Here is a 22,257-nt window from a genome sequence, read left to right on the forward strand (position 1 = left end):
CGCCGTGAACATGACGAGCATCGGATTATCGTTTTACGAGGCGTCATCCGCAGAATTGGGAGGGTTGCAGCGCGTTGCACGCCTTCTGGATAGCGCTTCGGGAAACGGGAGAAAGGCGAAAAAAAACCGGCGCTAAACAGCACCGGTTGTGTCAGGCTTTACCGCATCAGATAGCGACAGGCGCTTTGATGCCCGGATGGGGGTCGTAGCCCTCAATCTCGAAATCTTCAAAGCGGTAGTCGAAGATGGATGCCGGTTTGCGTTTGATAATCAGCTTCGGCAGCGCACGCGGTTCGCGGGTAAGCTGGAGATGCGTCTGTTCCATATGGTTGCTGTAGAGATGGGTATCCCCACCGGTCCAGACGAAATCACCCACTTCCAGGTCGCACTGCTGCGCCATCATATGAACTAACAGCGCATAGCTGGCAATGTTAAACGGCAGGCCGAGGAACACGTCACAGGAGCGCTGGTAGAGCTGGCAGGAGAGCTTGCCGTCAGCGACATAGAACTGGAAGAACGCGTGGCACGGCGCCAGCGCCATTTTATCCAGCTCGCCGACGTTCCAGGCGGAAACGATGATGCGGCGCGAGTCCGGATCGTTTTTCAGCTGGTTCATCACGGTGGTGATCTGGTCAATATGGCGGCCATCAGGCGTTGGCCATGCGCGCCACTGCTTGCCATAAACGGGGCCCAGGTTACCGTTCTCGTCTGCCCATTCGTCCCAGATGGAGACGTTATTTTCGTGCAGATACGCAACGTTAGTATCGCCTTGCAGGAACCAGAGCAGTTCATGAATGATCGAGCGCACGTGGCAGCGCTTTGTCGTCACCAGCGGGAAGCCTTCTTGCAGGTTGAAGCGCATCTGGTGGCCAAAAATGGAGAGCGTACCGGTACCGGTGCGGTCGTTTTTCGGCGTGCCCTCATCGAGCACTTTTTTCATCAGTTCAAGATACTGTTTCATGGTTCCTCAGGAAAGTTGTTGCTGTGGACGACGACGATACGCCCAAATCATCATAATGGCACCCGCGACGATCATCGGAATGGAGAGGATCTGCCCCATGCTGATGTACTGTACCCACTCGCCGGTAAACTGTGCGTCAGGCTGGCGGAAGAATTCGACGATAATACGGAATGCACCGTAGCCGATCAGGAACAGGCCGGAGACAGCCCCCATCGGGCGCGGTTTGCGGATAAACAGGTTGAGGATGATAAACAGCACCACGCCTTCCAGCGCCAGCTCGTACAGCTGAGACATATGGCGCGGCAGCACGCCGTAGGTATCGAAAATGGACTGCCACTCAGGATGCGACGGCAGCAGCGCCATGTCTTCCGCGCGCGAGCCCGGGAACAGCATGGTAAAGGAAACGCTCGGGTCGACACGCCCCCACAGCTCACCGTTGATGAAGTTGCCCAGACGGCCTGCCCCGAGACCAAACGGGATCAGCGGTGCGATGAAATCTGACACCTGGAAGAAGTTGCGTTTGGTGCGTTTGGCAAAAATCACCATCACCAGGATCACCCCAATCAGGCCGCCGTGGAAGGACATGCCGCCGTCCCAGACGCGGAACAGATAGAGGGGATCGTTCAGGAATACCGGGAAGTTATAGAACAGCACATACCCAATACGGCCACCGAGGAACACGCCGAGGAAGCCCGCATACAGCAGGTTTTCAACTTCGTTTTTAGTCCAGCCGCTGCCAGGACGGCTGGCGCGACGGCCAGCGAGCCACATGGCAAAAATGAAGCCCACCAGGTACATCAGACCGTACCAGTGAAGCGAAACAGGTCCTACTGAGAAAATGACCGGATCAAATTCCGGAAAATGCAGATAACCACTGTTCATCTGTCACCACAAGATGTTGTTATTCCGCTGAAAGTGGACAGCGGTAGAAATGCGATTCTGCCGTAAGCAGAGGCTCCAAAGTTGCGAATCATAGCACAAGGCGGGCGCGGAGGATGCGCCCGAGATGTAAAAGATGTGTATAGGGTTTTATGCGCGCTGGTGCCCTCTCCCACAGGGAGAGGGAGAAAGGCTTTAGCGGCCGCCGCGGATCAGACCGCCCATACCGCGTCGTTCCATAAACGCCGCGACCTGGTGGCGAACCTCAGCAGCCAGCTGCGCCTCAAGGCTACGTTCTGCCAGTTCGCGGGCATCATTGATGTCAATATGCCGCAACAGATACTTCACGCGGGCAACAGCGCGACCGTTCATTGACAGATGGCGGTACCCCAGACCAATCAGGATTGCAACGCACATGGAGTCCCCGGCCATTTCACCGCACAGGCGTAAATCAATGCCGTACTGCTCCGCTTCACGGGCAATCATCGCTAAGGCGCGAATGATCGCCGGATGCAGGCTGTCATAGATACTGGCGACGCGGGTGTTGTTACGGTCTACGGCCAGAATATATTGCGTCAGGTCGTTCGTGCCGACAGAGATAAAATCAACCCGGTTCGCCAGCTGCGGCAGCATAAAGACCATAGACGGCACTTCAAGCATGACGCCGATCCGCGGTTTCGGAATCGCATAACCGATCATCTCTTCCACTTCACGGCCTGCACGTTCGATCAACCGACGCGCTTCGTCGATCTCGTCGATGCTGGTGACCATCGGCAGCAGGATGCTGAGATTGCCCGTCGCCGCGTTGGCGCGGAGCATCGCGCGCACCTGGATCAGGAAGATCTCAGGCTGGTCGAGCGTAATGCGGATCCCACGCCAGCCAAGGCAGGGGTTCTCTTCGCTGATCGGCATATAGGGCAGCTGTTTATCCGCCCCGACGTCCAGGGTTCGCAGGGTGACAGGTTTGTCGTTAAACATTTGCAGCATGCCCTGATACTGCGCCACCTGCTCCTCTTCAGAGGGGAAACCGCTTTGCAGCATGAAAGGGATTTCAGTGCGGTACAGGCCAATGCCGTCGATGCGGCTGCCCAGCTTCTCTTCATGCTCAGGACTTAAACCGGCGTTGAGCATGACTTTGATCCGCTCACCGCTCTTAAGCTGGGCGGGCAGGTTAACGTCATCTTCCGCCAGCTTGCTTAATTCATTCTCTTCGCTGATAAGACGCTGGTATTCCTGGAGCAGAACTGGCTCAGGATCGACCAGTAGCTCACCGCGATAGCCGTCGACCACCAGCGTACGGCGATGAAGCACCGACGGCTGAATGTCCGCCCCCATAACGGTAGGGATACCCAGCGCGCGCACCATAATGGCGGCGTGCGAGTTGGCGGCACCATCGCGCACCACCACACCGGCCAGCCTGTCCTGCGGCAGTTCAGCCAGCGTCGTTGCTGAGAGTTCATCGGCGACCAGAACAAACCGTTTTGGCCAGGCGTTAGGCCCCTGAATGGTGTCATCAAGATGGAACAGCAGGCGCTGCCCCAGGGCGCGCAGATCGCCTGCGCGCTCTTTCAGGTAACCGTCGGTCAGTGCCGCAAATTGATCGGCAAATTTTTCGATGACCTTCTTAACCGCCCACTCCGCGACCGAGCCTTTATCCACTTCCGCAAAAAGCTCACGACGCAGGCGCGCATCGGAAAGCAGGTGCGAATAGAGGTCAAAGATGGCCGCCGTCTCTTTTTGCGCGCCTGCGGCAAAGCGCTTGCTGTAGCGACGAAATTCATTCGCGGCCTCTTCCAGCGCGGCGGTAAGACGCTCGCGCTCCAGCGCTTCATCAAGCGTTGAGGCTTCATAAACCTGCTCCATGAGCGGCAGCGTGGCATCCATCCAGCCTTCAGCAATCGCCACGCCTGGTGAGGCCGGAAGGGCACGAATGCGCGTATGGCGATACTGGCCAAAGAGCGCGGCAAGCTGAGACTGGGAGAGGATCGCCGCCATCTGCGTGGCCAGCGTGACGAGGAATGACTCCTCGCTTTCGTCGTACTGACGTAGCTCACGCTGCTGGACAACCAGCACGCCGAGAAGCTGGCGACGCTGGATAATCGGCACGCCAAGGAAAGCGCGGAAGCGCTCTTCTTTTACGGAAGGAATGTATTTAAAGCTGGGGTGTTTTTGCGCGTCAGCAAGGTTAATGGGTTCAGCCAGTCGCCCAACCAGACCCACGATACCCTCATCAAATGCGAGCGTTACGGTACGTCCACGCGGTTTTTTCAAACCACGGGTCGCCATCAGGTAATAGCAGCGCCGATCGTGGTCGGCCAGATACACCGAACAGACCTCGGTCTCCATCGCAAGACAGATGTCGGTGACCAGAATATTCAGCGCCTCGTTCAGACGCGGCGCGCTGGCCACCTTCTCGACTATTTCTCGCAAGCGGGTGAGCATGATTTGCGTAGCTTAACCTCTTTTACGTCGCCAGGCAGGTGCGCTCTGCGGCTTAGGCGGGATCTCCTGAAGCTGCATCACCACACTTGCAAATTCTTTCATCACCCTACGGTAAACATCGCGCTTAAATGACACGACCTGACGAACAGGATACCAATAGCTCACCCAGCGCCAGCCATCGAACTCCGGCGTACTGCTGGTTTGCATATTGATGTCTGAATCGTTGCCCACCAACTGCAACAGAAACCACTTCTGTTTCTGGCCGATACAAACCGGCTTTGTGTCCCAACGCACCAAACGTTTCGGTAACTTGTAACGCAACCAGTTGCGGGTCGAAGCCAGGATGCGAACATCTTTTCGGCTCAAACCGACCTCTTCAAAAAGCTCCCGGTACATCGCTTGTTCTGGGGACTCTCCAGGATTGATCCCGCCTTGCGGGAACTGCCAGGAGTGCTGACCATATCGACGGGCCCACATCACCTGGCCCTGACGATTACAAATTACTATTCCTACGTTTGGGCGGTAGCCATCGTCATCAATCACCGGACTACCCCAAACTAAACCTTATATATGAATGATTGTTTCACACTACAGGGAGGCGGTAAACCACTCTCTTACAGGCCTGCAACCTAATAACAATTGAATAACTCACAAATATGTGCGGAGTTATAAACAGATGTGAGACAGCAAAGGGAATTTTATTCACCTTTTCTGTGGATATAGTTGTGAAGAAGTGTCTGATTACCGATGAACAACCTCAAGTACCACAAAACGTCCTTTTATACCCCACTCCATTAATATGATTATTTTCATATGGTTATACGCATTGAGATAAACAAAAAACTGATTAGCGTGACGATCGTCACATCAGGGATCGTCGCACTGATGAAAGATCGAACAGCGTCGGTTTTATCCACAGATTGTGCCAATAAGTTAGTCACAATTTGTTTGAAAATTCGATTTTCATCGCACGTCAAGGCTGTAAATGGAAACAGTAGTCAGGGTTATGCCCAGTTATCCCATTTTTCTGTGGATAACATGGTGTAAGATCCTGTTCATTGTCAGTGACCAGATTTGAACAACCGGTTTTCTCACCCAGGCGGAACGATTTCAAACCAATAAAAAATCCTATAAATCATAGAGATGTCATATTGGTACAGAAATAGTTAAACTCTATCCACAGGGGACAATTTCTTCGTTTATTTTTTAATCAAAAGGTTACCGTCATGCACCCGCTTACACCCTTGCTCTCACCACCGTCCAGCGAGAGCCAGTTGCTACTGCAGGCACAGCGTCTGGCTGGCTTTTCGCTTGGCGAGCTGGCGGCAATGGCCGGGCTTCCGATCCCAAAGGATCTGAAGCGGGATAAAGGCTGGATCGGTATGCTGCTGGAGCTGTGGCTGGGTGCCAGCGCAGGGAGCAAACCCGAGCAGGATTTTGCAGCCCTTGGCGTGGAGTTAAAAACCATTCCTGTAGACCGCCAGGGCAAGCCGCTTGAGACCACCTTCGTCTGCGTTGCGCCATTAACCGGCAATACCGGTGTAACCTGGGAAACCAGCCACGTTCGCCACAAGCTGAAGCGCGTATTGTGGGTACCGGTTGAGGGTGAGCGTCAGATCCCCCTGGCCGACCGACGCGTCGGCGCGCCGCTGCTCTGGAGCCCTGACGAGGATGAGGAGCATCAGCTGCGTCTGGACTGGGAGGAGCTGATGGACATGATTGTGCTTGGGCAGGTAGAGCGTATCACCGCCCGACACGGAGAAGTATTACAGCTGCGTCCGAAAGCGGCCAACAGTAAAGCACTTACCGAGGCAATCGGCGCGCAGGGCGAGCCTATCCTGACGTTGCCGCGCGGTTTTTATCTCAAAAAGAATTTCACCGGTGCACTACTCGCACGTCATTTCCTGTTGAAAACATAGTTTTTTACTTATTTTGAGAGCTCTCGAACATAATCGACTGCTTTTTAAGATTTTACCGCTTCCTCAAGTCGCCATATCGGGTTAATACTAGATGATGATTTGATACAAGCCAGATGAGGACGATAACGATGAAAAAATGGGCAGTGTTAGTGTCAGCAGTCGGTTTAGCGTTTGCTGTATCGGGCTGTAGCAGCGATTACGTCATGGCGACAAAAGATGGTCGAATGATCCTGACCGACGGCAAACCCGAAGTCGACGATGATACCGGTCTGGTCAGCTACCGCGACCAGGAAGGCAATAAAATGCAGATCAATCGCGACGAAGTCTCGCAAATTATCGAGCGATAAACAGAGAGAGGTCAGTCGCTTGCTGGCCTTTTTGATTTTTTTCTTCCCCTTTTGCTTCCCCTCTGCCATGTTTATATTCCTTTGTCGGGCACGGCCTGACGCGGTCTTTAAGTCTATTGAGGAAGCCGGCTATGCATTATCACCGTATCCCCCACAGCGCTCTGGAAATTAGCCAACTGGGGTTGGGCACGATGACATTTGGTGAACAAAACAGCGAAGCCGATGCCCATGCACAACTCGATTACGCCGTCAGCCAGGGCATTAACCTGATTGATGTCGCAGAGATGTACCCTGTTCCGCCACGTCCTGAGACGCAGGGACTTACCGAAACCTACGTCGGTAACTGGCTGGCAAAACGCGGCAACCGTGAAAAGCTGGTAATTGCCTCCAAAGTCAGTGGCCCCGCGCGCAACAACGATACCGGGATCCGCCCGAACCAGATCCTCGATCGCAAAAATATCCGCGCCGCGCTGGACGCCAGCCTCAAGCGCCTGCAAACCGACTATCTCGACCTCTACCAGGTGCACTGGCCGCAGCGGCCTACCAACTGCTTTGGTAAGCTCGGCTACAGCTGGAATGAGAGCGCCCCCACCGTGACGCTGCTGGAAACGCTGGAAGCGCTGACCGAATGCCAGCGTGCGGGAAAAATCCGCTACATTGGCGTGTCTAACGAAACGGCCTTTGGGGTCATGCGCTATCTGCACCTGGCGGATAAGCACGATCTGCCGCGTATCGTGACTATCCAGAACCCGTACAGCCTGCTTAACCGCAGCTATGAAGTGGGTCTGGCCGAAGTGACGCAGTATGAAGAGGTGGAGCTGCTCGCCTATTCCTGTCTCGGCTTCGGCACGCTGACGGGGAAATACCTGAACGGTGCGAAACCGGCCGGTGCGCGTAATACCCTCTTTAGCCGCTTTACCCGCTACAGCGGCGAGCAGACGCAGAAAGCCGTTGCCGCCTATGTGGATATCGCGAAGCGTCACGGTCTTGACCCTGCGCAGATGGCGCTGGCCTTCGTGCGTCGTCAGCCGTTTGTTGCCAGTACCCTGCTGGGTGCAACCACGATGGAACAGCTGAAAACCAATATTGAGAGTTTCCATCTGAACCTGAGTGAAGAGGTGCTAGCGGAGATTGAAGCGGTGCATCAGGTTTATACTTATCCTGCACCGTAGCCTGATACTTTTGCCCGGTGGCGCTACGCTTACCGGGCCTGCAGGTGCGCAAACCCAGGCCGGGTAAGGCGAAGCCGCCACCCGGCTATATATCAACGGCGACGTTGCCACATCCACAAGCCCGCAATCGCAATCGCAAACAGCCCGCCAAACCCGACGCCAATCCCCACCACCGGCACACCCACTTTTACCGCCAGCGAGTAGAGTCCCAGCATTAACAGCATCGCCAGGTTTTCACCCAGGTTTTGTACCGCGATGGCATTCCCCGCCCCGACGGTTTGCTTGCCCCGTTCCTGCAGTAACGCGTTCAGCGGCACCACGAAGAAGCCCCCCAGAATACCAATCAGGATCAGGAGGACATACGCAGGCAATAACGCATGCTGCAGCGAGAAGATAAGCACCACCACGCCAATCAGGATCCCGGCGGGCATGCAGCGTGCAACCGTCTCAAGCGTCACCAGCTTCGCTGCCGCACCTGCCCCCACAACAATGCCAATGGCCACCATCGCATTAAGATAGGTTGGCGTCGCGTTGTCCGTAATGCCCAGCGCCACCGGCACCCACAGGACCAGCAGGAAGCGCAGCGTAACGCCCGCGCCCCAGAACATACTGGTCCCCATCAGGGAGAAACGCGTTTCACCGTTACGCCACAGCACGCGGCAGGCATTAAAGAAGCTGCCGGTCATTGGTTTAACTCGCCAGGACTGGCCCGGGCGAGCCACCGGCAGCTTCGGAATAAACAGGTTCGCCACGACCGCCCCGCCATACACCACTGCACACACGCCCAGTGCCGCCAACACATGCCAGTCGGCCAGCACGCCGCCCGCAACGGAGCCAATCAGGATAGCGGCAATAGTGGATGACTCCATCAGACCATTGGCTTTCACCAGCTTATCCCCCGTGGTCAGCTCTCCGAGGATGCCGTACTTCGCCGGCGAGTAAGCGGCGGCCCCAATGCCCACCAGCGTATAGCCAATAAACGGATTGAAGCCAAAGCAAATGCTGGCCGCCCCCAGCAGCTTGAGGCCGTTGGCGAACATCATCACCCGGCCTTTCGGGAAGCTGTCCGCCACCTGTCCCACAAACGGAGCAAAGATAATGTAAGCGCCCACAAACACCATCTGCAGGATCGGCTGACTCCAGTCGGGGTAAAACTCGGCTTTCAGCAGCGCCAGCGTGGCAAACAGCAGCGCGTTATCACCGAACGCAGAGAGAAACTGCGCGGCGATGACGGCCATCATGCCTTTCGACCTGAGGGATGTGTTAGTGTGTACTGACTCACGCATTTTGCTGTTCCGCCTCTTCAACCATGCCTTTCAGGGTCACGAAATCGGGCTTCCCGCTGCCCAGCACCGGGAGCTGTTTCAGGTAGCGAATATCGCGCGGCACGGCCAGTTCAGGAATACCGTGTTCGCGTGCATAGCTCAGTAATCTGTCGCGCTTAAGCTCACTGTCGGTCGTAAACAGTACCAGCGCCTCACCTTTGCTGGCATCGCTCTTCACGACGGTGGCGTGCATCTTCTCGGCGGACACGGCCGTCGCCAGCTGCTCCACCATTTCCAGAGAGACCATTTCGCCGGCAATTTTGGCGAAGCGTTTCGCGCGTCCCTGGATCTGTACAAAGCCTTGTTCATCAAAGCGGACAATATCACCGGTGTCGTACCAGCCGGTTTCAACCTCGCCGTTGACGTTCTCCGCCGTCGGCGCTTCCAGCACGCCTGGATTTTCCACGCGCAGATACCCGTTCATCACGTTTGGCCCTTTCAGCTGCAGGCGGCCGCCGTCCTCTATGCCCGGCACCGCCAGCAGACGCGCGTCCATCCCCGGCAGAATGCGGCCAACCGTTCCCGGTTTCGCCGCCATCGGCACGTTAATCGAGACCACGGGCGCACACTCGGTCACGCCATAGCCTTCGAGGATGCGCAGGCCAAACTTGTCCTGCCAGATCTGCCGCGTGCTCTCCTGCAGTTTTTCCGCGCCAGCCACCACGTACCGCACGCGATAGAAGTCATACGGATTGGCGAAACGCGCATAGTTCCCCAGGAAGGTAGAGGTCCCGAACAGCACGGTGCAGTTACGGTCATACACCAGCTCCGGCACGATGCGGTAATGCAGCGGGCTTGGGTAAAGGAACACTTCTGCACCGGTCAGGAGCGGCGTGAACAGCCCCACCGTCAGGCCAAAGGAGTGGAACAGCGGCAGCGCCGACATAAAGCGGTCGTTCGCGGTAAAGTCGGCGATGCTTTTAATCTGCTCGACGTTCGCCAGAATGCTCTTGTGGCTGTGGACGACGCCTTTCGGGTTGCCCTCCGATCCCGACGTGAAGAGGATAATCGCGTCATCTTCCGGCTGCTGTTTGACCTGGGCCAGACGCGGCATCAGCAGATGCGCAAAAATCCACAGCTTGTCGCCGGTGGTCACGTCCGCTTTCAGATCCTCCAGGAAGACCCAGCGCACCTGAGTGAGCTGCTCGGGAAGATGCCAGAGCTTGCCTTTGTCCAGGAACTGGCGGGAGGTGAATACGGTATTGATTTGCGCAGCGGTTATCGCGCTGGTCAGCCCCTTCACGCCCGCCGTGTAGTTCATCATCGCCGGAATACGGCCTCGGGAAACCGCACCGAAAATCACCGCCGCGCTGATGCCCGCGTTAGGCAGCATCAGGCCAATCTTTTCGCCCTTTTTGCTGTACTTCTCCAGAATACGCCCCACAAACAGGGTTTTGGTCAGCAGCTTGCGATAGGTATCCGGGGTAAAGTTAATGTCTTCGATGCAGTTTTTCTTCGCGCCATAGCGGTACTGCGCGGAAAGCAGGGATTCGTAGAGCGTTTCGCGCGGGCGCACGGCCATACGCGCTTCCATCATGATCTGATGCAGCATTTCCCCGGCGATTTTACGGCGATCGCGGGCACGCGGCGCGTCGGGCATCGGTAACGACGTTGGCGGCAGAATATGCAGCGTGATTTTGGGGAACAGACGCTGCTTCACCAGCCCCTTCAGACGGCTGAAATGGGTCAGCTCCGCGCCTTCAATACGCAGCGGCACCACGGTCGCTTTTGACTTCGCCGCAACAAACCCCGCGCCGTCGTAGATTTTCATCAGCGAACCGGTCACGGAGATCCGTCCTTCAGGGAAAATGACCACCGGACGCCCCTGCTCGACCAGACGTACCAGATGCTTAATCATCATCGGCTTTGTCGGGTCGAGCGGCACAAAATCAATCAGCGGCGAGAGCCAGCGCATGTACCACTGCTGGCTGATGGAGGTATACACCGCAAACACCGGACGCACGGGCAAAAACAGCGCCAGCAGGATGCCGTCTATAAAGGAAACATGGTTTGGTGTGATCAAAACGCGTTCGCCGCTAAGCGCCCGGGTGTCGCCAGTGATGCGGATGCGAAAAAGAATACGGAAAAGCGTACGGAAGAACCCAAATAGCATCTCAACTCCCTTTGCCAGCCAGTGTGGAGGGTTATTAGTAAATGGTGGCAGATTACACGAGAAGTGATAAGGGAGCGACAGCAAAAGTGGAGGCGAAAAAAAACCTGCGCATCCGCGCAGGTTGGTGCAAGAGATGAGTACGAAACCGTACTAAGAATTCTCACCAATCAATACCTCTGGGATCTCAACTGTATCAACCTCTTTAACGCCCTTGCTATCGGACAATCGCAACAGCCTGAGGCAAAGTGTAACTAAAGGTTCAGATTCACATTTTTCAGACATGACTGGGCGTGTAACGATTACACCGCCAGGGGTGTGCTGCGTCACGTTTGTGGAGAGCGGAAATCCGCTCCCCTTGAATGCACGCCGCTTTTCCGCAACACTATTTGGTGTGTAAACGCTTACCCCCAATAAGAAGGTAATGAATGGCGACAATAAAGGATGTGGCCCGTCTGGCTGGCGTGTCGGTGGCCACCGTCTCGCGCGTGATTAATGATTCACCAAAGGCCAGTGACGCATCACGTCAGGCGGTACAAAGCGCCATGGAATCCCTGAATTATCATCCCAATGCAAACGCTCGCGCGCTCGCCCAACAGTCAACAGAAACGATTGGTCTGGTGGTGGGCGATGTTTCTGATCCCTTTTTCGGCGCCATGGTGAAAGCGGTTGAACAGGTTTCCTATCAGACAGGCAATTTTTTGCTGATCGGCAATGGCTATCATAACGAACAAAAGGAACGCCAGGCCATTGAACAGCTGATCCGCCACCGCTGCGCGGCGCTGGTGGTTCACGCTAAAATGATCCCGGATGCCGAACTGATTCACCTGATGAAGCAGATGCCCGGAATGGTGATTATCAACCGTATCATTCCCGGCTTTGAGAAACGCTGTGTGGCCCTCGACGACCGCTACGGCGCCTGGCTTGCCACGCGGCACCTCATTCAGCAGGGCCATACCCGGATTGGCTATCTCTGTTCCAATCACCCCATTTCTGATGCGGAAGACCGTCTGCAGGGCTACTACGATGCCCTGCGTGAAAACGGGCTGCCGTGTAATGACCGTCTGGTGGCCTACGGTGAACCGGACGAGAGCGGCGGTGAACAGGCCATGACCGAACTGCTGGGCCGCGGACGGAATTTCACGGCGGTTGCCAGCTATAACGACTCTATGGCCGCAGGGGCAATGGGGGTGTTGAATGACAACGGAATTGAGGTACCGGCAGAAATTTCGCTGATTGGCTTCGACGACGTGCTGGTCTCCCGCTACGTTCGCCCGCGTCTGACCACCGTGCGCTACCCAATCATCACCATGGCAACGCAGGCCGCCGAGCTGGCGCTAGCGCTGGCTGAACAGCGCCAGCCGCCGGAAATTACCCATCTGTTTAGCCCGACGCTGGTCCGTCGTCACTCCGTTGCGTCGCCTGCAGAAGCACAGAGCGAATAACGATAGAGATGCACTCGCGTGTTGGGGTATTCCAGCCCATCACCGATATACTGCCAGCCGTAACGTTCGTAGAAGTCGCGGCAGGCAGACCAGAGATGGAGCTCCTCATACCCGGACTGCGCGGCGTAAGCGATAACATGCTGCTGAAGCTGCCCCGCCAGCCCTTTGCCTCGCGCCGCGTCGTCAACGTAGAGCGCCGCCAGCCACGGACAGAGATCCTGACGGGTGATCAAATCGCAGCGCCAGAGTCCCACCGTGCCAAGAAGCTGTTCGCCGTCAACGGCAATAAACGTCAACGGTAATGCCCCAGGCGTCTGGCTGTGCTCAACAATGCTGTGGAAAAATGCCCGAGGAAGCCCTTCGCCAAAGGCCTGCCAGATCCAGTCGGTAACCTGCTCTGCGAAGTGTGGCGCCTTGTAAAGCGGGAGGATGACAGCCTTATTCATGTTTCACCTGCATTTTCTCATGTATTTACTGGCCTGATGCTCCAGCCCGGTTCGGTGATTATCTTACCAGAGTCAGGCTATTGAGTTTGACTTCAGGCTGGCCGGACGAATCGTTACCAAAAAGCGTGATCGTGGCAGAGTTTTTGCGCTTCCCGCATCGCTTATACGGCATAAGCTCTGTGGTAAACTGCAGATCGTTACGTGGAAGCAGGAATATAGAATGGCAACAATGCTGGATGTATCACTGCGCGCGGGCGTGTCGAAGGCCACGGTATCGCGCGTGCTGAACGGCACAGGTCAGGTAAAAGAGAGTACGCGTCAGCAGGTGTTTGCTGCGATGGAAGAGCTGGGCTATCGCCCGAACTTTCTCGCGCGCTCGCTGGCTAACCAGACCAGCAACAGCATTGGTCTGGTCGTCTCGACCTTTGACGGCTTTTATTTTGGCCGCCTTCTCCAGCAGGCGTCGCGGCAGACCGAAACTCACGGGAAACAGCTGATCGTCACCGACGGTCACGACGCGCCGGAACAGGAAGAGCAGGCGGTGCAGATGCTCGCCGATCGCCAGTGCGACGCCATCGTGCTTTACACGCGCTACATGAGCGAAAAAGCGATCGTCAAACTGATGAACACCGTGAAAACGCCGCTGGTGGTCATTAACCGTGAAGTGAGCCAGGCGCCGGATCGCTGCGTGTTCTTCGAACAGCAGGATGCCGCGTTTAAGGCCGTGGACTATCTGATCGATCAGGGCCATCGGGAGATCGCCTGTATCACCGTCCCGATCCATACCCCAACCGGGAAAGCGAGGCTGATGGGCTATCGCAAGGCGCTGGAAAAGCATGGTATCCGTCTGGACGAGCGTCGGATAAAGTACGGCGATGCAGGAATGACGCGGGGATACGAGCTTTGCAAGGAATTGATTGCCGACGGAGTACCGTTTAGCGCCCTGTTTGCCTGTAACGACGATATGGCGCTGGGGGCGTCCAAAGCGTTGCACCAGGCGGGGCTGAAAATCCCGCAGGATATCTCCCTGTTCGGCTTTGATGATGCCCCAAGCGCGAAATGGCTGGAGCCTGCGCTCTCGTCGGTTTATCTGCCCATCGACAATATGATTGTCACCGCCATCGATCAGGCGATCCGGCTGGCAAGAAACCAGCCGGTCGATGCCATCCCGCCGTTTACCGGCACGCTGGTGTTACGCGATTCGGTCACAACGGGGCCGTATTTTCATCAGACGAGTTCTAAAGCCAGCAGTTCCTGAATGGTCTGGCGACGGCGTATCAGCCGCGCCTTGCCATTATCAAACAGCACTTCCGGCAGCAGCGGGCGGCTATTGTAGTTAGAGGACATAGACGCCCCGTAGGCACCGGTGTCGTGCAGCACAAGAAAATCACCCGGTTTGACCTCTGGCAGCGCGCGGGTCTCCACTTTGCCGCCCTCCTGCTGGGTAAACACGTCACCCGATTCGCACAGCGGCCCCGCAACGACCGTCTCAACGCGCGGCGCCTGCGTTAAATCGCGGCCGTCGGCAGCCAGGGCGGTAATGTGGTGATAGCTACCGTACATGGACGGACGCATCAGGTCGTTAAAGCCTGCATCAATCAAGACGAAGTGGCGAGACCCCATCTCTTTCACGCTGCGCACCTGAGAAACCAGCACGCCGGCTTCCGCCACCAGGAAACGACCCGGCTCAATTTCCAGCTTCACCGCGTGGCCCAGATGCGCGGCGATTTGGTCACGCGCGGCGCTCCACAAACCGTAATAGTGATCGGTATCGATCGCCTCTTCCCCTTCGCGATAAGGAATGGAGAGACCACCGCCCGCAGAGATCGCCTCCAGATCCTGACCGAAGTCGACAACCTGACGCACCATCGCGCCGCACACCTGTTCCAGGTGGCCGTAATCCACCCCAGAGCCAATGTGCATATGAATGCCCACCAGCTTCAGGTTGTAGCGCTGTAACACCTCCAGCGCGGCAGGCATGTCGGCATACCAGATCCCGTGCTTGCTGTTTTCGCCGCCGGTATTGGTTTTTTGGCTGTGGCCATGACCAAAGCCCGGGTTTACGCGCAGCCAGACGCGGTGGCCGGGAGAAACCTGACCGAGCTGCTCGAGCATATCCACAGAACCGGCATTTACCGGGATCTGCAGTTCGTGAACGCGCGCCAGCGTCGCATCGTCGATCACATCGGCAGTAAAGACGATCGCGTCGCTGTCGGCTTTCGGATCGTATCCGGCTACCAGCGCGCGCTCGATTTCGCCGAGTGAAACGGAGTCAACCTTCACGCCCTGCTCGCGCATCAGGCGCAGAATATGAATATTGGAGCAGGCCTTCTGGGCAAAACGCACCACGTCGAACTGATGCAGGGCGGCGATCTTCTCGCGGACGATCTGCGCGTCGTAGACCCACACCGGACAGCCAAACTCGGCAGGCAGGCGCAGCAGGTTGTCGGCGTTCAAATCGGTATCAGTCTGGTTCAGCGGGCGTGGCATGGTCTTCTCCGGATAAATGCGTTTTGATGATTACGCCACAGCGCAAAGAGAATAAAAAATATCGTTTTATCGCGAGTCTATGCAAAAATGATATGGTCACTTCTCTGCTTTCAGGTGCCCTATGCCCGCCGTCAATTTACGCCATATCGAGATCTTTCACGCCGTGATGACCACCGGCAATCTCACCGAAGCCGCACAGATGCTGCACACCTCGCAGCCGACGGTGAGCCGCGAGCTGGCGCGCTTCGAGAAAGTGCTGGGGCTGAAGCTGTTCGAACGCACCCGGGGCAGGCTTCACCCAACGGTACAGGGGTTACGCCTGTTCGAGGAAGTTCAGCGCTCCTGGTACGGGCTGGACAGAATAGTAAGTGCCGCGGAAAGCCTGCGCGAGTTTCGCCAGGGCGAGCTGTCGATCGTCTGCCTGCCCGTCTTTTCGCAATCCTTTTTGCCGATGCTGCTGCAACCCTTTCTGGCCCGATACCCGGAGGTCAGCCTCACCATCGTGCCTCAGGAATCTCCCCTGCTTGAAGAGTGGCTTTCGGCTCAGCGCCATGATTTAGGGCTAACCGAAACCCTCACCCCCCCAGCGGGCACGGCGCGCACGGAGCTGCTCTCGTTAGATGAAGTGTGCGTTCTGCCCGCCGGGCATCGGCTTGCCGGTAAGGCGGTGCTCACGCCGGAGGATTTCCACGGGGAAAACTACATTAGCCTGTCGCAGACCGACAGTTACAGACAGCTGCTGGATACCCTGTTTGCCGAGCATCAGGTCAAACGGCGAATGGCGGTGGAAACGCACAGCGCGGCCTCGATTTGCGCGATGGTGCGTGCCGGCGTCGGCGTCGCGGTGGTCAATCCGCTCACGGCGCTGGATTATGCGGGAAGCGGGATCGTCATCCGCCGCTTTAGCGTGTCCGTCCCGTTCACCGTGAGCCTGATCCGTCCGCTACACCGTCCGGCTTCCGCGCTGGTGGACGCTTTCACCGAACACGTCATGGAGCACGCGCGTCAGGTGGCGCTTCGCTTACCTGACCTGCAGGACCCATTATGACAACATAAACGCCACGGCATCCGCAGCATGAATAGCGGTGGTATCAAATACCGGAAGAGGGCTTCGCTCAACGGGTACCAGCAAACCGATCTCCGTGCAGCCGAAGATCACCCCTTCAGCCCCCTGCTGCGCGAGTTTTTCGATGACGCTGACGTAGAAGGCGCGGGAGGTTTCGCTGAAGGTGCCGAGACAGAGCTCGTCAAAGATAATCTGATTGATGCGCGCCCGGTCTTCTTCTTCAGGGATCAGGCTTTCGATCCCAAACGCGCTGCGCAAACGCCCGCGATAGAAATCCTGCTCCATGGTGTAGCGCGTGCCCAGCAGCGCTACGCGGCGCATCCCGGATGCCGCAATTGCACGCCCGGTCGCGTCAGCGATATGCAGGAACGGCAGCGAGCAGCGGTTCTCAATATGCGATGCCACCTTGTGCATGGTATTGGTACAAAGCAATATCCCCTCGGCCCCAGCCCGCTCTAGCCCCAGCGCCGCCTGGGCCAGGATCGCCCCGGCTTTATCCCACTCGCCGCTCGACTGGCAGGCTTCGATTTCATGAAAATCCACGCTGTGCAGCAGCAGGCTTGCGGAGTGCAGACCACCCAGATGCTGCTTCACCCCTTCGTTAATCAGGCGATAATAAGGGATTGTCGATTCCCAGCTCATTCCACCTAACAGGCCGATCGTTTTCATCATCCCTCCTTTTCGTTGATTTCTTCTTTTAACACAACCGGTGCCAATAAAAAAAGGCGCTCTCTTGAGCGCCTTGTTAATCTGCAGGGTTTATTCCGTCACCGGCTCGGGGAGTGGATTACGGGTGAGCATCGCCTCGCGCAGTAAAACGCTACTGCAGGCAAACAGTGCCCCCAGGAGTGCCGCCAGAACGACAATCAGGGCCTTGCCCGGACCATCCTTTTTCACCGGCATGGAGGGAGAGAGCTGGTACCGGAATGGCTCAAGTTTAACATCCGCAAAGGAGAGCTTTTTCAACTGCGCCAGATAATATTCCCGGTTCTGGAAATCCGCATTCAGCTCGGTCACGTCCTTGAGATTTTTTTCAATCTGCAGCTTTTGCGCGATACCGTCAGCACCGAGCGCAACAGAGTAATCCGGATCATCTTTTACCGCCTGCCCGTTGCTGTAGACCGGCTTCTTGATGCCGGCGGCATTCGCGACTTCCAGGGAATAATTCAGCCGCTGCAGGTTGGTATTGTGAATATTGGTCAAACGGACGCGATCCAGCTCTAGCTGCTGCTCAACGACTTTCGTTTTCAGCGCGATCTGGTTGCGGATATTCTGCACTGTCTCTTTCTCAACAATAGCCGCGATATAATTGATGTATCCCTCCAGAACGGATTGCGCATCGCCTGCTGCCGGCGCAGTGAAGTTTAATGTCCAGGAGATATAGGGGGTTTTATCCGCGTCTTTTCCCTGATCGTTATTCACCGCTTTCATTCTGTCTGAGATATTGACTATCGCCCGATGCAGCTCAAGCGGATCCACCTCAGCGTCTTTAAGCTGCGACATCACGTAAGAAGAGGATTTCAGATACTCTTCAAGCAATGACTGCGACTGAAACTTTTTAATAAAAAGATCAAAGACTTCCGGACGGGTAATCTTCACGTCCACATCCAGCACCTGTAACGCCACCATCATCTGGCGCAGCGGGTTCCACTGCGACTGTTCTGCCGGGGTGATCACCGCTTTACTGGTCCATTTTTGCGGCAGCAAAAATGAAATGGCCAGCCCCACGAGAGCAAAAGCAAGGGTAACGGCCACGATGCGCTTTTTAGCCGCCGCTAAAACCGCTAATAAACCTAAAAGATCTATTTCTTTAGCGTGTTCGTTACGGGTGGAATAATGGGGGAAATCAATATCTGTGCTTTTTTTGAAATCCATTTCTGACATAGGAATTCTTCTTTCTCTTGATGCTACGCATCTTTGTTCATTGATCGCTGTGGCTCAATAATACAATAGATTAAGAAAAATCCTAATTCCAAACACCATTATCTGACTACCCCTGCCAGAGTTAGTAGTGAGTTTCATCACGTTATGATTGTGATTAATCTCCCTTTCCACCTCCGGCATAGGTTAAACATGTAAACAGGCAATCCGATCACACGCCAATATTCCGCAGCTTCTCCCCGGCCATCAGCTTGCGCTCGATGTGTTCCAGCGTCACGCCTTTGGTTTCTGGAATCAGCCAGAACGTGACGCCAATAAATGCCACGTTCAGCACCGTATAGAGCCAGAACGTTCCCGCTGCACCAATCGCGTCCAGCAGCGTCAGGAAGGTCGCGCCGATGATCATGTTCGATACCCAGTTGGTGGTCGTGGAACAGGTGATGCCAAAGTCGCGGCATTTGAGCGGCTGAATTTCGGAGCACAGGATCCACACCACCGGCGCGGCGCTCATCGCGTAACCTGCGATACACATCATGGTCATCCCGACAGAAAGCCAGGAGAGTCCGCTGGAAGCCGTGCCGTTATCAAACTGCATCAGGCAGTAGCCGAGGATCAGCGTGCCGAGCGCCATCACGCTGAAGCCAATTTTCAGCGCCGGTTTGCGGCCCGCCTTGTCCACGGTGAATACGGCAATAAAGGTGGCAAACATGAAGGTCAGCCCGACCACCAGGGTGGCGATCATCTGCTGTTCGGTGGTGGTGAACCCGGCCATTTTGAAAATGCGCGGCGCGTAGTACATGATGATGTTCATGCCGGTGAACTGCTGCATCGCCTGCAGCAGCATGCCGAGGAAGACCGCCCGGCGCACGTTGCGGTTGATTTTAAACAGCGCCCAGCCCCCCTGCTTGAGCTTCAGGCTTTCGCGGATCTCGTTCAGCTCCTCGCGGGCTTTTTCAGAGGTATCGCGCAGCATGCGCAGCACCTCTTCCGCCTCCACGTGGCGCCCTTTTTGCGCCAGCCAGCGCGGGCTGTTCGGCAGGAAAATCACTAAAACAATCAGCACCACCGCTGGCAGCGCCAGCACGCCAAGCATTGCGCGCCAGTTGCCGCTGTAGCTGAAGTAGGTGTCAGACAGAAACGCCAGCACGATACCCAGCGTGACCATCAGCTGATACATGCTGATCATCTTTCCGCGCACGTTCTCGCTCGCCATTTCGGAGAGATAAAGCGGCGCCGTGTAGGAGGCAATCCCCACCGCCACGCCCAGCAGCACGCGGGAAAGCAGCAGAACCTCAACGTTTGCGGCAAAGGCGGAGCCAATGGAGCCGGCGACAAAAAGAATCGCCCCGGCCATCAGGCTGTATTTGCGCCCCAGGCGAAACGAGAGCCAGCCGTTGAACAGCGCGCCGATGGCCGCGCCGAGCATCATGCTGCTCACCACCCACTCCTGCAGGCGGCTGCTCAGGGTAAAGTGATCGGTAATAAAGGGCAATGCACCGGCAATGACGCCAATATCCAGTCCAAATAACAGGCCCGCCACGGCGGCGGCAATAGAGACAAACTGGTTCATGCGGCGAGTATCACGCAGCGCAGCGGGCATTAGGGTAGAGTCATTTATCGAGGTCATATTTTCCTGCCTGAACAGTGAAATTCGTTAAGTGAAATTACGAGATAGCGAGAAAAAGTGTCAGGCGGGAAAAGGTGAAGATATGGATTATTTCGCTGCGACATAGCGTTCTGTGATGGACATTACAATTTCAACTAACGCTGAATAATCACATGCTTTTACTAATCATCTAATTTTTAAAGATTAAAAGTGTGATGGCTGTCGTTCATGACTTTTTAGTATGGATTTTCCGTGTTTATCCATATGGATTTTGACAATTTTTAAGCAAAAAAAACCTCTGCCCAAAAGCAGAGGTCCAGACCCGATGCGGGCTATCGCGCCAGCCAGCCGCCATCGACCGCCACGGTGTAGCCGTTGATATAGTCCGATGCCGACGAGGCCAGAAAGACCACCGGCCCCATCAGATCGCCCGGAAGCCCCCAGCGCCCCGCCGGAATGCGGTCGAGGATTTCCGCGCTACGCTGCTCGTCCGCACGCAGCTGCTGCGTGTTGTTGGTCGCCATGTAACCCGGCGCAATCGCATTCACATTGATGTTGTGTTTCGCCCACTCGTTTGCCAGCAGGCGGGTCACGCCCATCACGGCGCTTTTGGACGCGGTGTAAGACGGCACGCGGATACCCCCCTGGAATGAGAGCATGGAGGCAATATTCACGATCTTGCCGCCGTTCCCCTGCGCAATAAAGTGCTTTGCCGCCGCCTGGGACATGAAAAATACGCTCTTGATGTTCAAATCCATCACGTCGTCCCAGTCGCGCTCGCTGAAATTGATCGCATCTTCACGGCGAATCAGCCCGGCGTTGTTGACCAGAATGTCGATGTGACCGAATTCCGCCACCGCGCGATCCAGCAGTTCAGGAATGGCATCGATTTTACGCAGGTCGGCGGTCAGGCTCAGGAAGCGGCGGCCCAGGGCCGTCACGCGCTCGAGGGTTTCCGTCGGTTCAACGATATTAATTCCGACGATATCGCAGCCCGCTTCCGCCAGGCCTAACGCCATCCCCTGACCCAGCCCGGTGTCACACCCGGAAACCACCGCCACTTTTCCCTGCAGAGAGAATGCATCCAGAATCATGTTTATTCCTTACTCTTTCAGAGCCTGTCACTCACAGGCAGGTTTATGCGTCACTGCCCGCGACTAGCGCAGATCGCTGACCGCAACATGGTCCATGTCATCAAAGACCTGGTTTTCACCCACCATTCCCCAGATAAAGGTGTAGGCTTTTGTCCCTACGCCGGAGTGAATAGACCAGCTCGGCGAAATCACCGCCTGCTCGTTATGCATCACGATATGGCGCGTTTCCTGCGGCTGTCCCATCATGTGGAACACGCAGGCGTCCTCATCCATGTTGAAGTAGAAGTAGACTTCCATGCGGCGCTCGTGGGTATGGCACGGCATGGTATTCCACAGGTTGCCCGGCGCAAGTTCGGTCAACCCCATGCTGAGCTGGCAGGTCTCCAGCACGTCCGGCACGAAGTATTTATTGATGGTGCGGCGGTTGCTGGTGAGGTTGTCGCCCAGCGTCACGGGCGCGACGTCTGCCGGGGTCACCTTTTTGGTTGGACAGGTGGCGTGGGCCGGCGCGCAGTTATAGTAGAATTTCGCAGGCCTGCTGGCGTCGATGCTGGCAAAGACCACGTCCTTCGCCCCTTTACCCACGTACAGCGCCTCGCGATGGCCAATCTCATAGCACCGTCCGTCTACGGTGATGGTGCCCGGCCCGCCGATGTTAATCACCCCCAGCTCGCGACGTTCGAGGAAATAATTCACGCCCAGCTGTTTACCGACCTCGCCGCCCACGGAGACGCTTTTCGTGACGGGCATAATGCCGCCCACAACAATGCGGTCGATATGGCTGTAAACCATGGTGTACCTGTCAGCCTCGAATATCTGCTCGACTAAAAATGCCTTACGCAGCCCCTGCGTATCCAGCGTTTTGGCGTGCGCGCTGTGGATGCTTTCTCTGACGTCCACGGTAACCTCCAGATGTGGTCATGCCCGAAGGCGGGAAGTAAAACGAAACAGCGTTCCGTTTTACATGATGAGCACATACTATCGGCATAAAGTGGGCTTTTCAATTATATTTAAAACAACGTTTCATTTTTATTTTTATTTATAACGGAAATGGTGTTCGGATCACAATTAAGC

19 protein-coding genes are annotated in these 22,257 nt (G+C 56.1%); 6 read left to right on the top strand and 13 right to left on the bottom strand.

Going from position 1 to position 22,257, the window contains the following annotated elements; all coding sequences use genetic code 11:
* Positions 1-166: 166 nt before the first annotated feature.
* The 4 genes from thyA to rppH all read right to left on the bottom strand — a co-directional run bounded on the left by thyA (position 167) and on the right by rppH (position 4,825).
* A complete protein-coding gene (thyA, locus tag ACEPLT_RS18320; RefSeq protein WP_021242014.1) occupies positions 167-961 on the bottom strand; it encodes a thymidylate synthase in 795 nt (264 codons plus the stop codon).
* Between the two features lie 6 nt (positions 962-967).
* Positions 968-1,843 carry a prolipoprotein diacylglyceryl transferase gene (gene lgt / locus ACEPLT_RS18325; RefSeq protein WP_008499664.1) on the bottom strand — a complete coding sequence of 292 codons (876 nt, stop codon included), beginning with the start codon at positions 1,841-1,843 and terminating at the stop codon, positions 968-970.
* 192 nt (positions 1,844-2,035) lie between these two features.
* The gene (ptsP, locus tag ACEPLT_RS18330) at positions 2,036-4,282 is read right to left on the bottom strand and encodes a phosphoenolpyruvate--protein phosphotransferase (protein WP_008499665.1); all 2,247 of its coding nucleotides are present in this window, start codon (positions 4,280-4,282) and stop codon (positions 2,036-2,038) included.
* Positions 4,283-4,294: 12 nt separating this feature from the next.
* On the bottom strand, positions 4,295-4,825 hold the full coding sequence (gene rppH, locus ACEPLT_RS18335; RefSeq protein WP_013098553.1) for an RNA pyrophosphohydrolase: 531 nt from the start codon (positions 4,823-4,825) through the stop codon (positions 4,295-4,297).
* 683 nt (positions 4,826-5,508) lie between these two features.
* Between rppH and mutH the strand changes: the two genes are divergently transcribed.
* The 3 genes from mutH (at position 5,509) to ACEPLT_RS18350 (ending at position 7,720) form a co-directional block, all read left to right on the top strand.
* Positions 5,509-6,201: a DNA mismatch repair endonuclease MutH gene (gene mutH, locus ACEPLT_RS18340; RefSeq protein ID WP_021242015.1), complete on the top strand. Its 693-nt coding sequence runs from the start codon at positions 5,509-5,511 to the stop codon at positions 6,199-6,201.
* Positions 6,202-6,329: 128 nt separating this feature from the next.
* Positions 6,330-6,548, top strand: coding sequence for a YgdI/YgdR family lipoprotein (locus ACEPLT_RS18345; RefSeq protein WP_008499668.1), 219 nt, complete (start codon positions 6,330-6,332; stop codon positions 6,546-6,548).
* Positions 6,549-6,679: 131 nt separating this feature from the next.
* Positions 6,680-7,720, top strand: coding sequence for an NADP(H)-dependent aldo-keto reductase (locus ACEPLT_RS18350; protein ID WP_021242016.1), 1,041 nt, complete (start codon positions 6,680-6,682; stop codon positions 7,718-7,720).
* 92 nt (positions 7,721-7,812) lie between these two features.
* Here the strand turns inward: ACEPLT_RS18350 and lplT are convergent, their stop codons facing one another.
* Both lplT and aas read right to left on the bottom strand, forming a co-directional pair.
* Positions 7,813-9,006, bottom strand: a complete 1,194-nt coding sequence (gene lplT, locus ACEPLT_RS18355) for a lysophospholipid transporter LplT (protein ID WP_248213936.1) — start codon at positions 9,004-9,006, stop codon at positions 7,813-7,815.
* Entirely contained in the window at positions 8,999-11,158 is a 2,160-nt protein-coding gene (gene aas / locus ACEPLT_RS18360) for a bifunctional acyl-ACP--phospholipid O-acyltransferase/long-chain-fatty-acid--ACP ligase (protein ID WP_008499671.1), read from the bottom strand. The genes lplT and aas overlap by 8 nt, the downstream gene beginning before the upstream one ends.
* A 425-nt stretch (positions 11,159-11,583) precedes the next feature.
* Here aas and galR point away from each other — a divergent pair, with 425 nt between their 5' ends.
* Entirely contained in the window at positions 11,584-12,600 is a 1,017-nt protein-coding gene (galR, locus tag ACEPLT_RS18365; RefSeq protein ID WP_021242019.1) for an HTH-type transcriptional regulator GalR, read from the top strand.
* Here galR and ACEPLT_RS18370 read toward each other — a convergent pair.
* Positions 12,561-13,046, bottom strand: coding sequence for a GNAT family N-acetyltransferase (locus ACEPLT_RS18370; RefSeq protein ID WP_023294480.1), 486 nt, complete (start codon positions 13,044-13,046; stop codon positions 12,561-12,563). The two genes, galR and ACEPLT_RS18370, sit on opposite strands and share 40 nt — an antisense overlap.
* Positions 13,047-13,266: 220 nt before the next feature.
* Between ACEPLT_RS18370 and ACEPLT_RS18375 the strand changes: the two genes are divergently transcribed.
* Positions 13,267-14,304: a LacI family DNA-binding transcriptional regulator gene (locus ACEPLT_RS18375; protein WP_232927417.1), complete on the top strand. Its 1,038-nt coding sequence runs from the start codon at positions 13,267-13,269 to the stop codon at positions 14,302-14,304.
* Here the strand turns inward: ACEPLT_RS18375 and lysA are convergent.
* On the bottom strand, positions 14,274-15,536 hold the full coding sequence (gene lysA / locus ACEPLT_RS18380; RefSeq protein ID WP_248213938.1) for a diaminopimelate decarboxylase: 1,263 nt from the start codon (positions 15,534-15,536) through the stop codon (positions 14,274-14,276). The two genes, ACEPLT_RS18375 and lysA, sit on opposite strands and share 31 nt — an antisense overlap.
* A gap of 121 nt (positions 15,537-15,657) precedes the next feature.
* Between lysA and ACEPLT_RS18385 the strand changes: the two genes are divergently transcribed.
* Complete coding sequence (locus ACEPLT_RS18385; RefSeq protein ID WP_232927419.1) at positions 15,658-16,584, top strand: LysR family transcriptional regulator; 927 nt, start codon at positions 15,658-15,660, stop codon at positions 16,582-16,584.
* Here the strand turns inward: ACEPLT_RS18385 and ACEPLT_RS18390 are convergent.
* The 5 genes from ACEPLT_RS18390 to kduI all read right to left on the bottom strand — a co-directional run bounded on the left by ACEPLT_RS18390 (position 16,579) and on the right by kduI (position 22,083).
* Positions 16,579-17,271 (bottom strand): aspartate/glutamate racemase, encoded by a 693-nt coding sequence (locus tag ACEPLT_RS18390; RefSeq protein ID WP_069598749.1) that lies wholly within the window; start codon positions 17,269-17,271, stop codon positions 16,579-16,581. The two genes, ACEPLT_RS18385 and ACEPLT_RS18390, sit on opposite strands and share 6 nt — an antisense overlap.
* Before the next feature lie 90 nt (positions 17,272-17,361).
* Positions 17,362-18,486 carry an LPS O-antigen length regulator Wzz(fepE) gene (gene wzz(fepE), locus ACEPLT_RS18395; RefSeq protein ID WP_163341690.1) on the bottom strand — a complete coding sequence of 375 codons (1,125 nt, stop codon included), beginning with the start codon at positions 18,484-18,486 and terminating at the stop codon, positions 17,362-17,364.
* A 208-nt stretch (positions 18,487-18,694) separates the two neighbouring features.
* Positions 18,695-20,110, bottom strand: coding sequence for an arabinose-proton symporter AraE (gene araE / locus ACEPLT_RS18400; protein ID WP_023344841.1), 1,416 nt, complete (start codon positions 20,108-20,110; stop codon positions 18,695-18,697).
* A 311-nt stretch (positions 20,111-20,421) separates the two neighbouring features.
* The gene (gene kduD, locus ACEPLT_RS18405; RefSeq protein ID WP_008499679.1) at positions 20,422-21,183 is read right to left on the bottom strand and encodes a 2-dehydro-3-deoxy-D-gluconate 5-dehydrogenase KduD; all 762 of its coding nucleotides are present in this window, start codon (positions 21,181-21,183) and stop codon (positions 20,422-20,424) included.
* Between the two features lie 63 nt (positions 21,184-21,246).
* Positions 21,247-22,083 (bottom strand): 5-dehydro-4-deoxy-D-glucuronate isomerase, encoded by an 837-nt coding sequence (gene kduI, locus ACEPLT_RS18410; RefSeq protein ID WP_008499680.1) that lies wholly within the window; start codon positions 22,081-22,083, stop codon positions 21,247-21,249.
* Between the last annotated feature and the right edge of the window lie 174 nt (positions 22,084-22,257).

This window comes from Enterobacter sp. fkY84-1, from assembly GCF_052974705.1.

Bases quoted from the DNA above. Each gene is read 5' to 3' on its own strand.
- thyA (WP_021242014.1), bottom strand. From the start codon at position 961: ATGAAACAGTATCTTGAACTGATGAAAAAAGTGCTCGATGAGGGCACG.
- lgt (WP_008499664.1), bottom strand. From the start codon at position 1,843: ATGAACAGTGGTTATCTGCATTTTCCGGAATTTGATCCGGTCATTTTC.
- ptsP (WP_008499665.1), bottom strand. From the start codon at position 4,282: ATGCTCACCCGCTTGCGAGAAATAGTCGAGAAGGTGGCCAGCGCGCCG.
- mutH (WP_021242015.1), top strand. From the start codon at position 5,509: ATGCACCCGCTTACACCCTTGCTCTCACCACCGTCCAGCGAGAGCCAG.
- ACEPLT_RS18345 (WP_008499668.1), top strand. From the start codon at position 6,330: ATGAAAAAATGGGCAGTGTTAGTGTCAGCAGTCGGTTTAGCGTTTGCT.
- ACEPLT_RS18350 (WP_021242016.1), top strand. From the start codon at position 6,680: ATGCATTATCACCGTATCCCCCACAGCGCTCTGGAAATTAGCCAACTG.
- lplT (WP_248213936.1), bottom strand. From the start codon at position 9,006: ATGCGTGAGTCAGTACACACTAACACATCCCTCAGGTCGAAAGGCATG.
- aas (WP_008499671.1), bottom strand. From the start codon at position 11,158: ATGCTATTTGGGTTCTTCCGTACGCTTTTCCGTATTCTTTTTCGCATC.
- galR (WP_021242019.1), top strand. From the start codon at position 11,584: ATGGCGACAATAAAGGATGTGGCCCGTCTGGCTGGCGTGTCGGTGGCC.
- ACEPLT_RS18370 (WP_023294480.1), bottom strand. From the start codon at position 13,046: ATGAATAAGGCTGTCATCCTCCCGCTTTACAAGGCGCCACACTTCGCA.
- ACEPLT_RS18375 (WP_232927417.1), top strand. From the start codon at position 13,267: ATGGCAACAATGCTGGATGTATCACTGCGCGCGGGCGTGTCGAAGGCC.
- lysA (WP_248213938.1), bottom strand. From the start codon at position 15,536: ATGCCACGCCCGCTGAACCAGACTGATACCGATTTGAACGCCGACAAC.
- ACEPLT_RS18385 (WP_232927419.1), top strand. From the start codon at position 15,658: ATGCCCGCCGTCAATTTACGCCATATCGAGATCTTTCACGCCGTGATG.
- ACEPLT_RS18390 (WP_069598749.1), bottom strand. From the start codon at position 17,271: ATGAAAACGATCGGCCTGTTAGGTGGAATGAGCTGGGAATCGACAATC.
- araE (WP_023344841.1), bottom strand. From the start codon at position 20,110: ATGACCTCGATAAATGACTCTACCCTAATGCCCGCTGCGCTGCGTGAT.
- kduD (WP_008499679.1), bottom strand. From the start codon at position 21,183: ATGATTCTGGATGCATTCTCTCTGCAGGGAAAAGTGGCGGTGGTTTCC.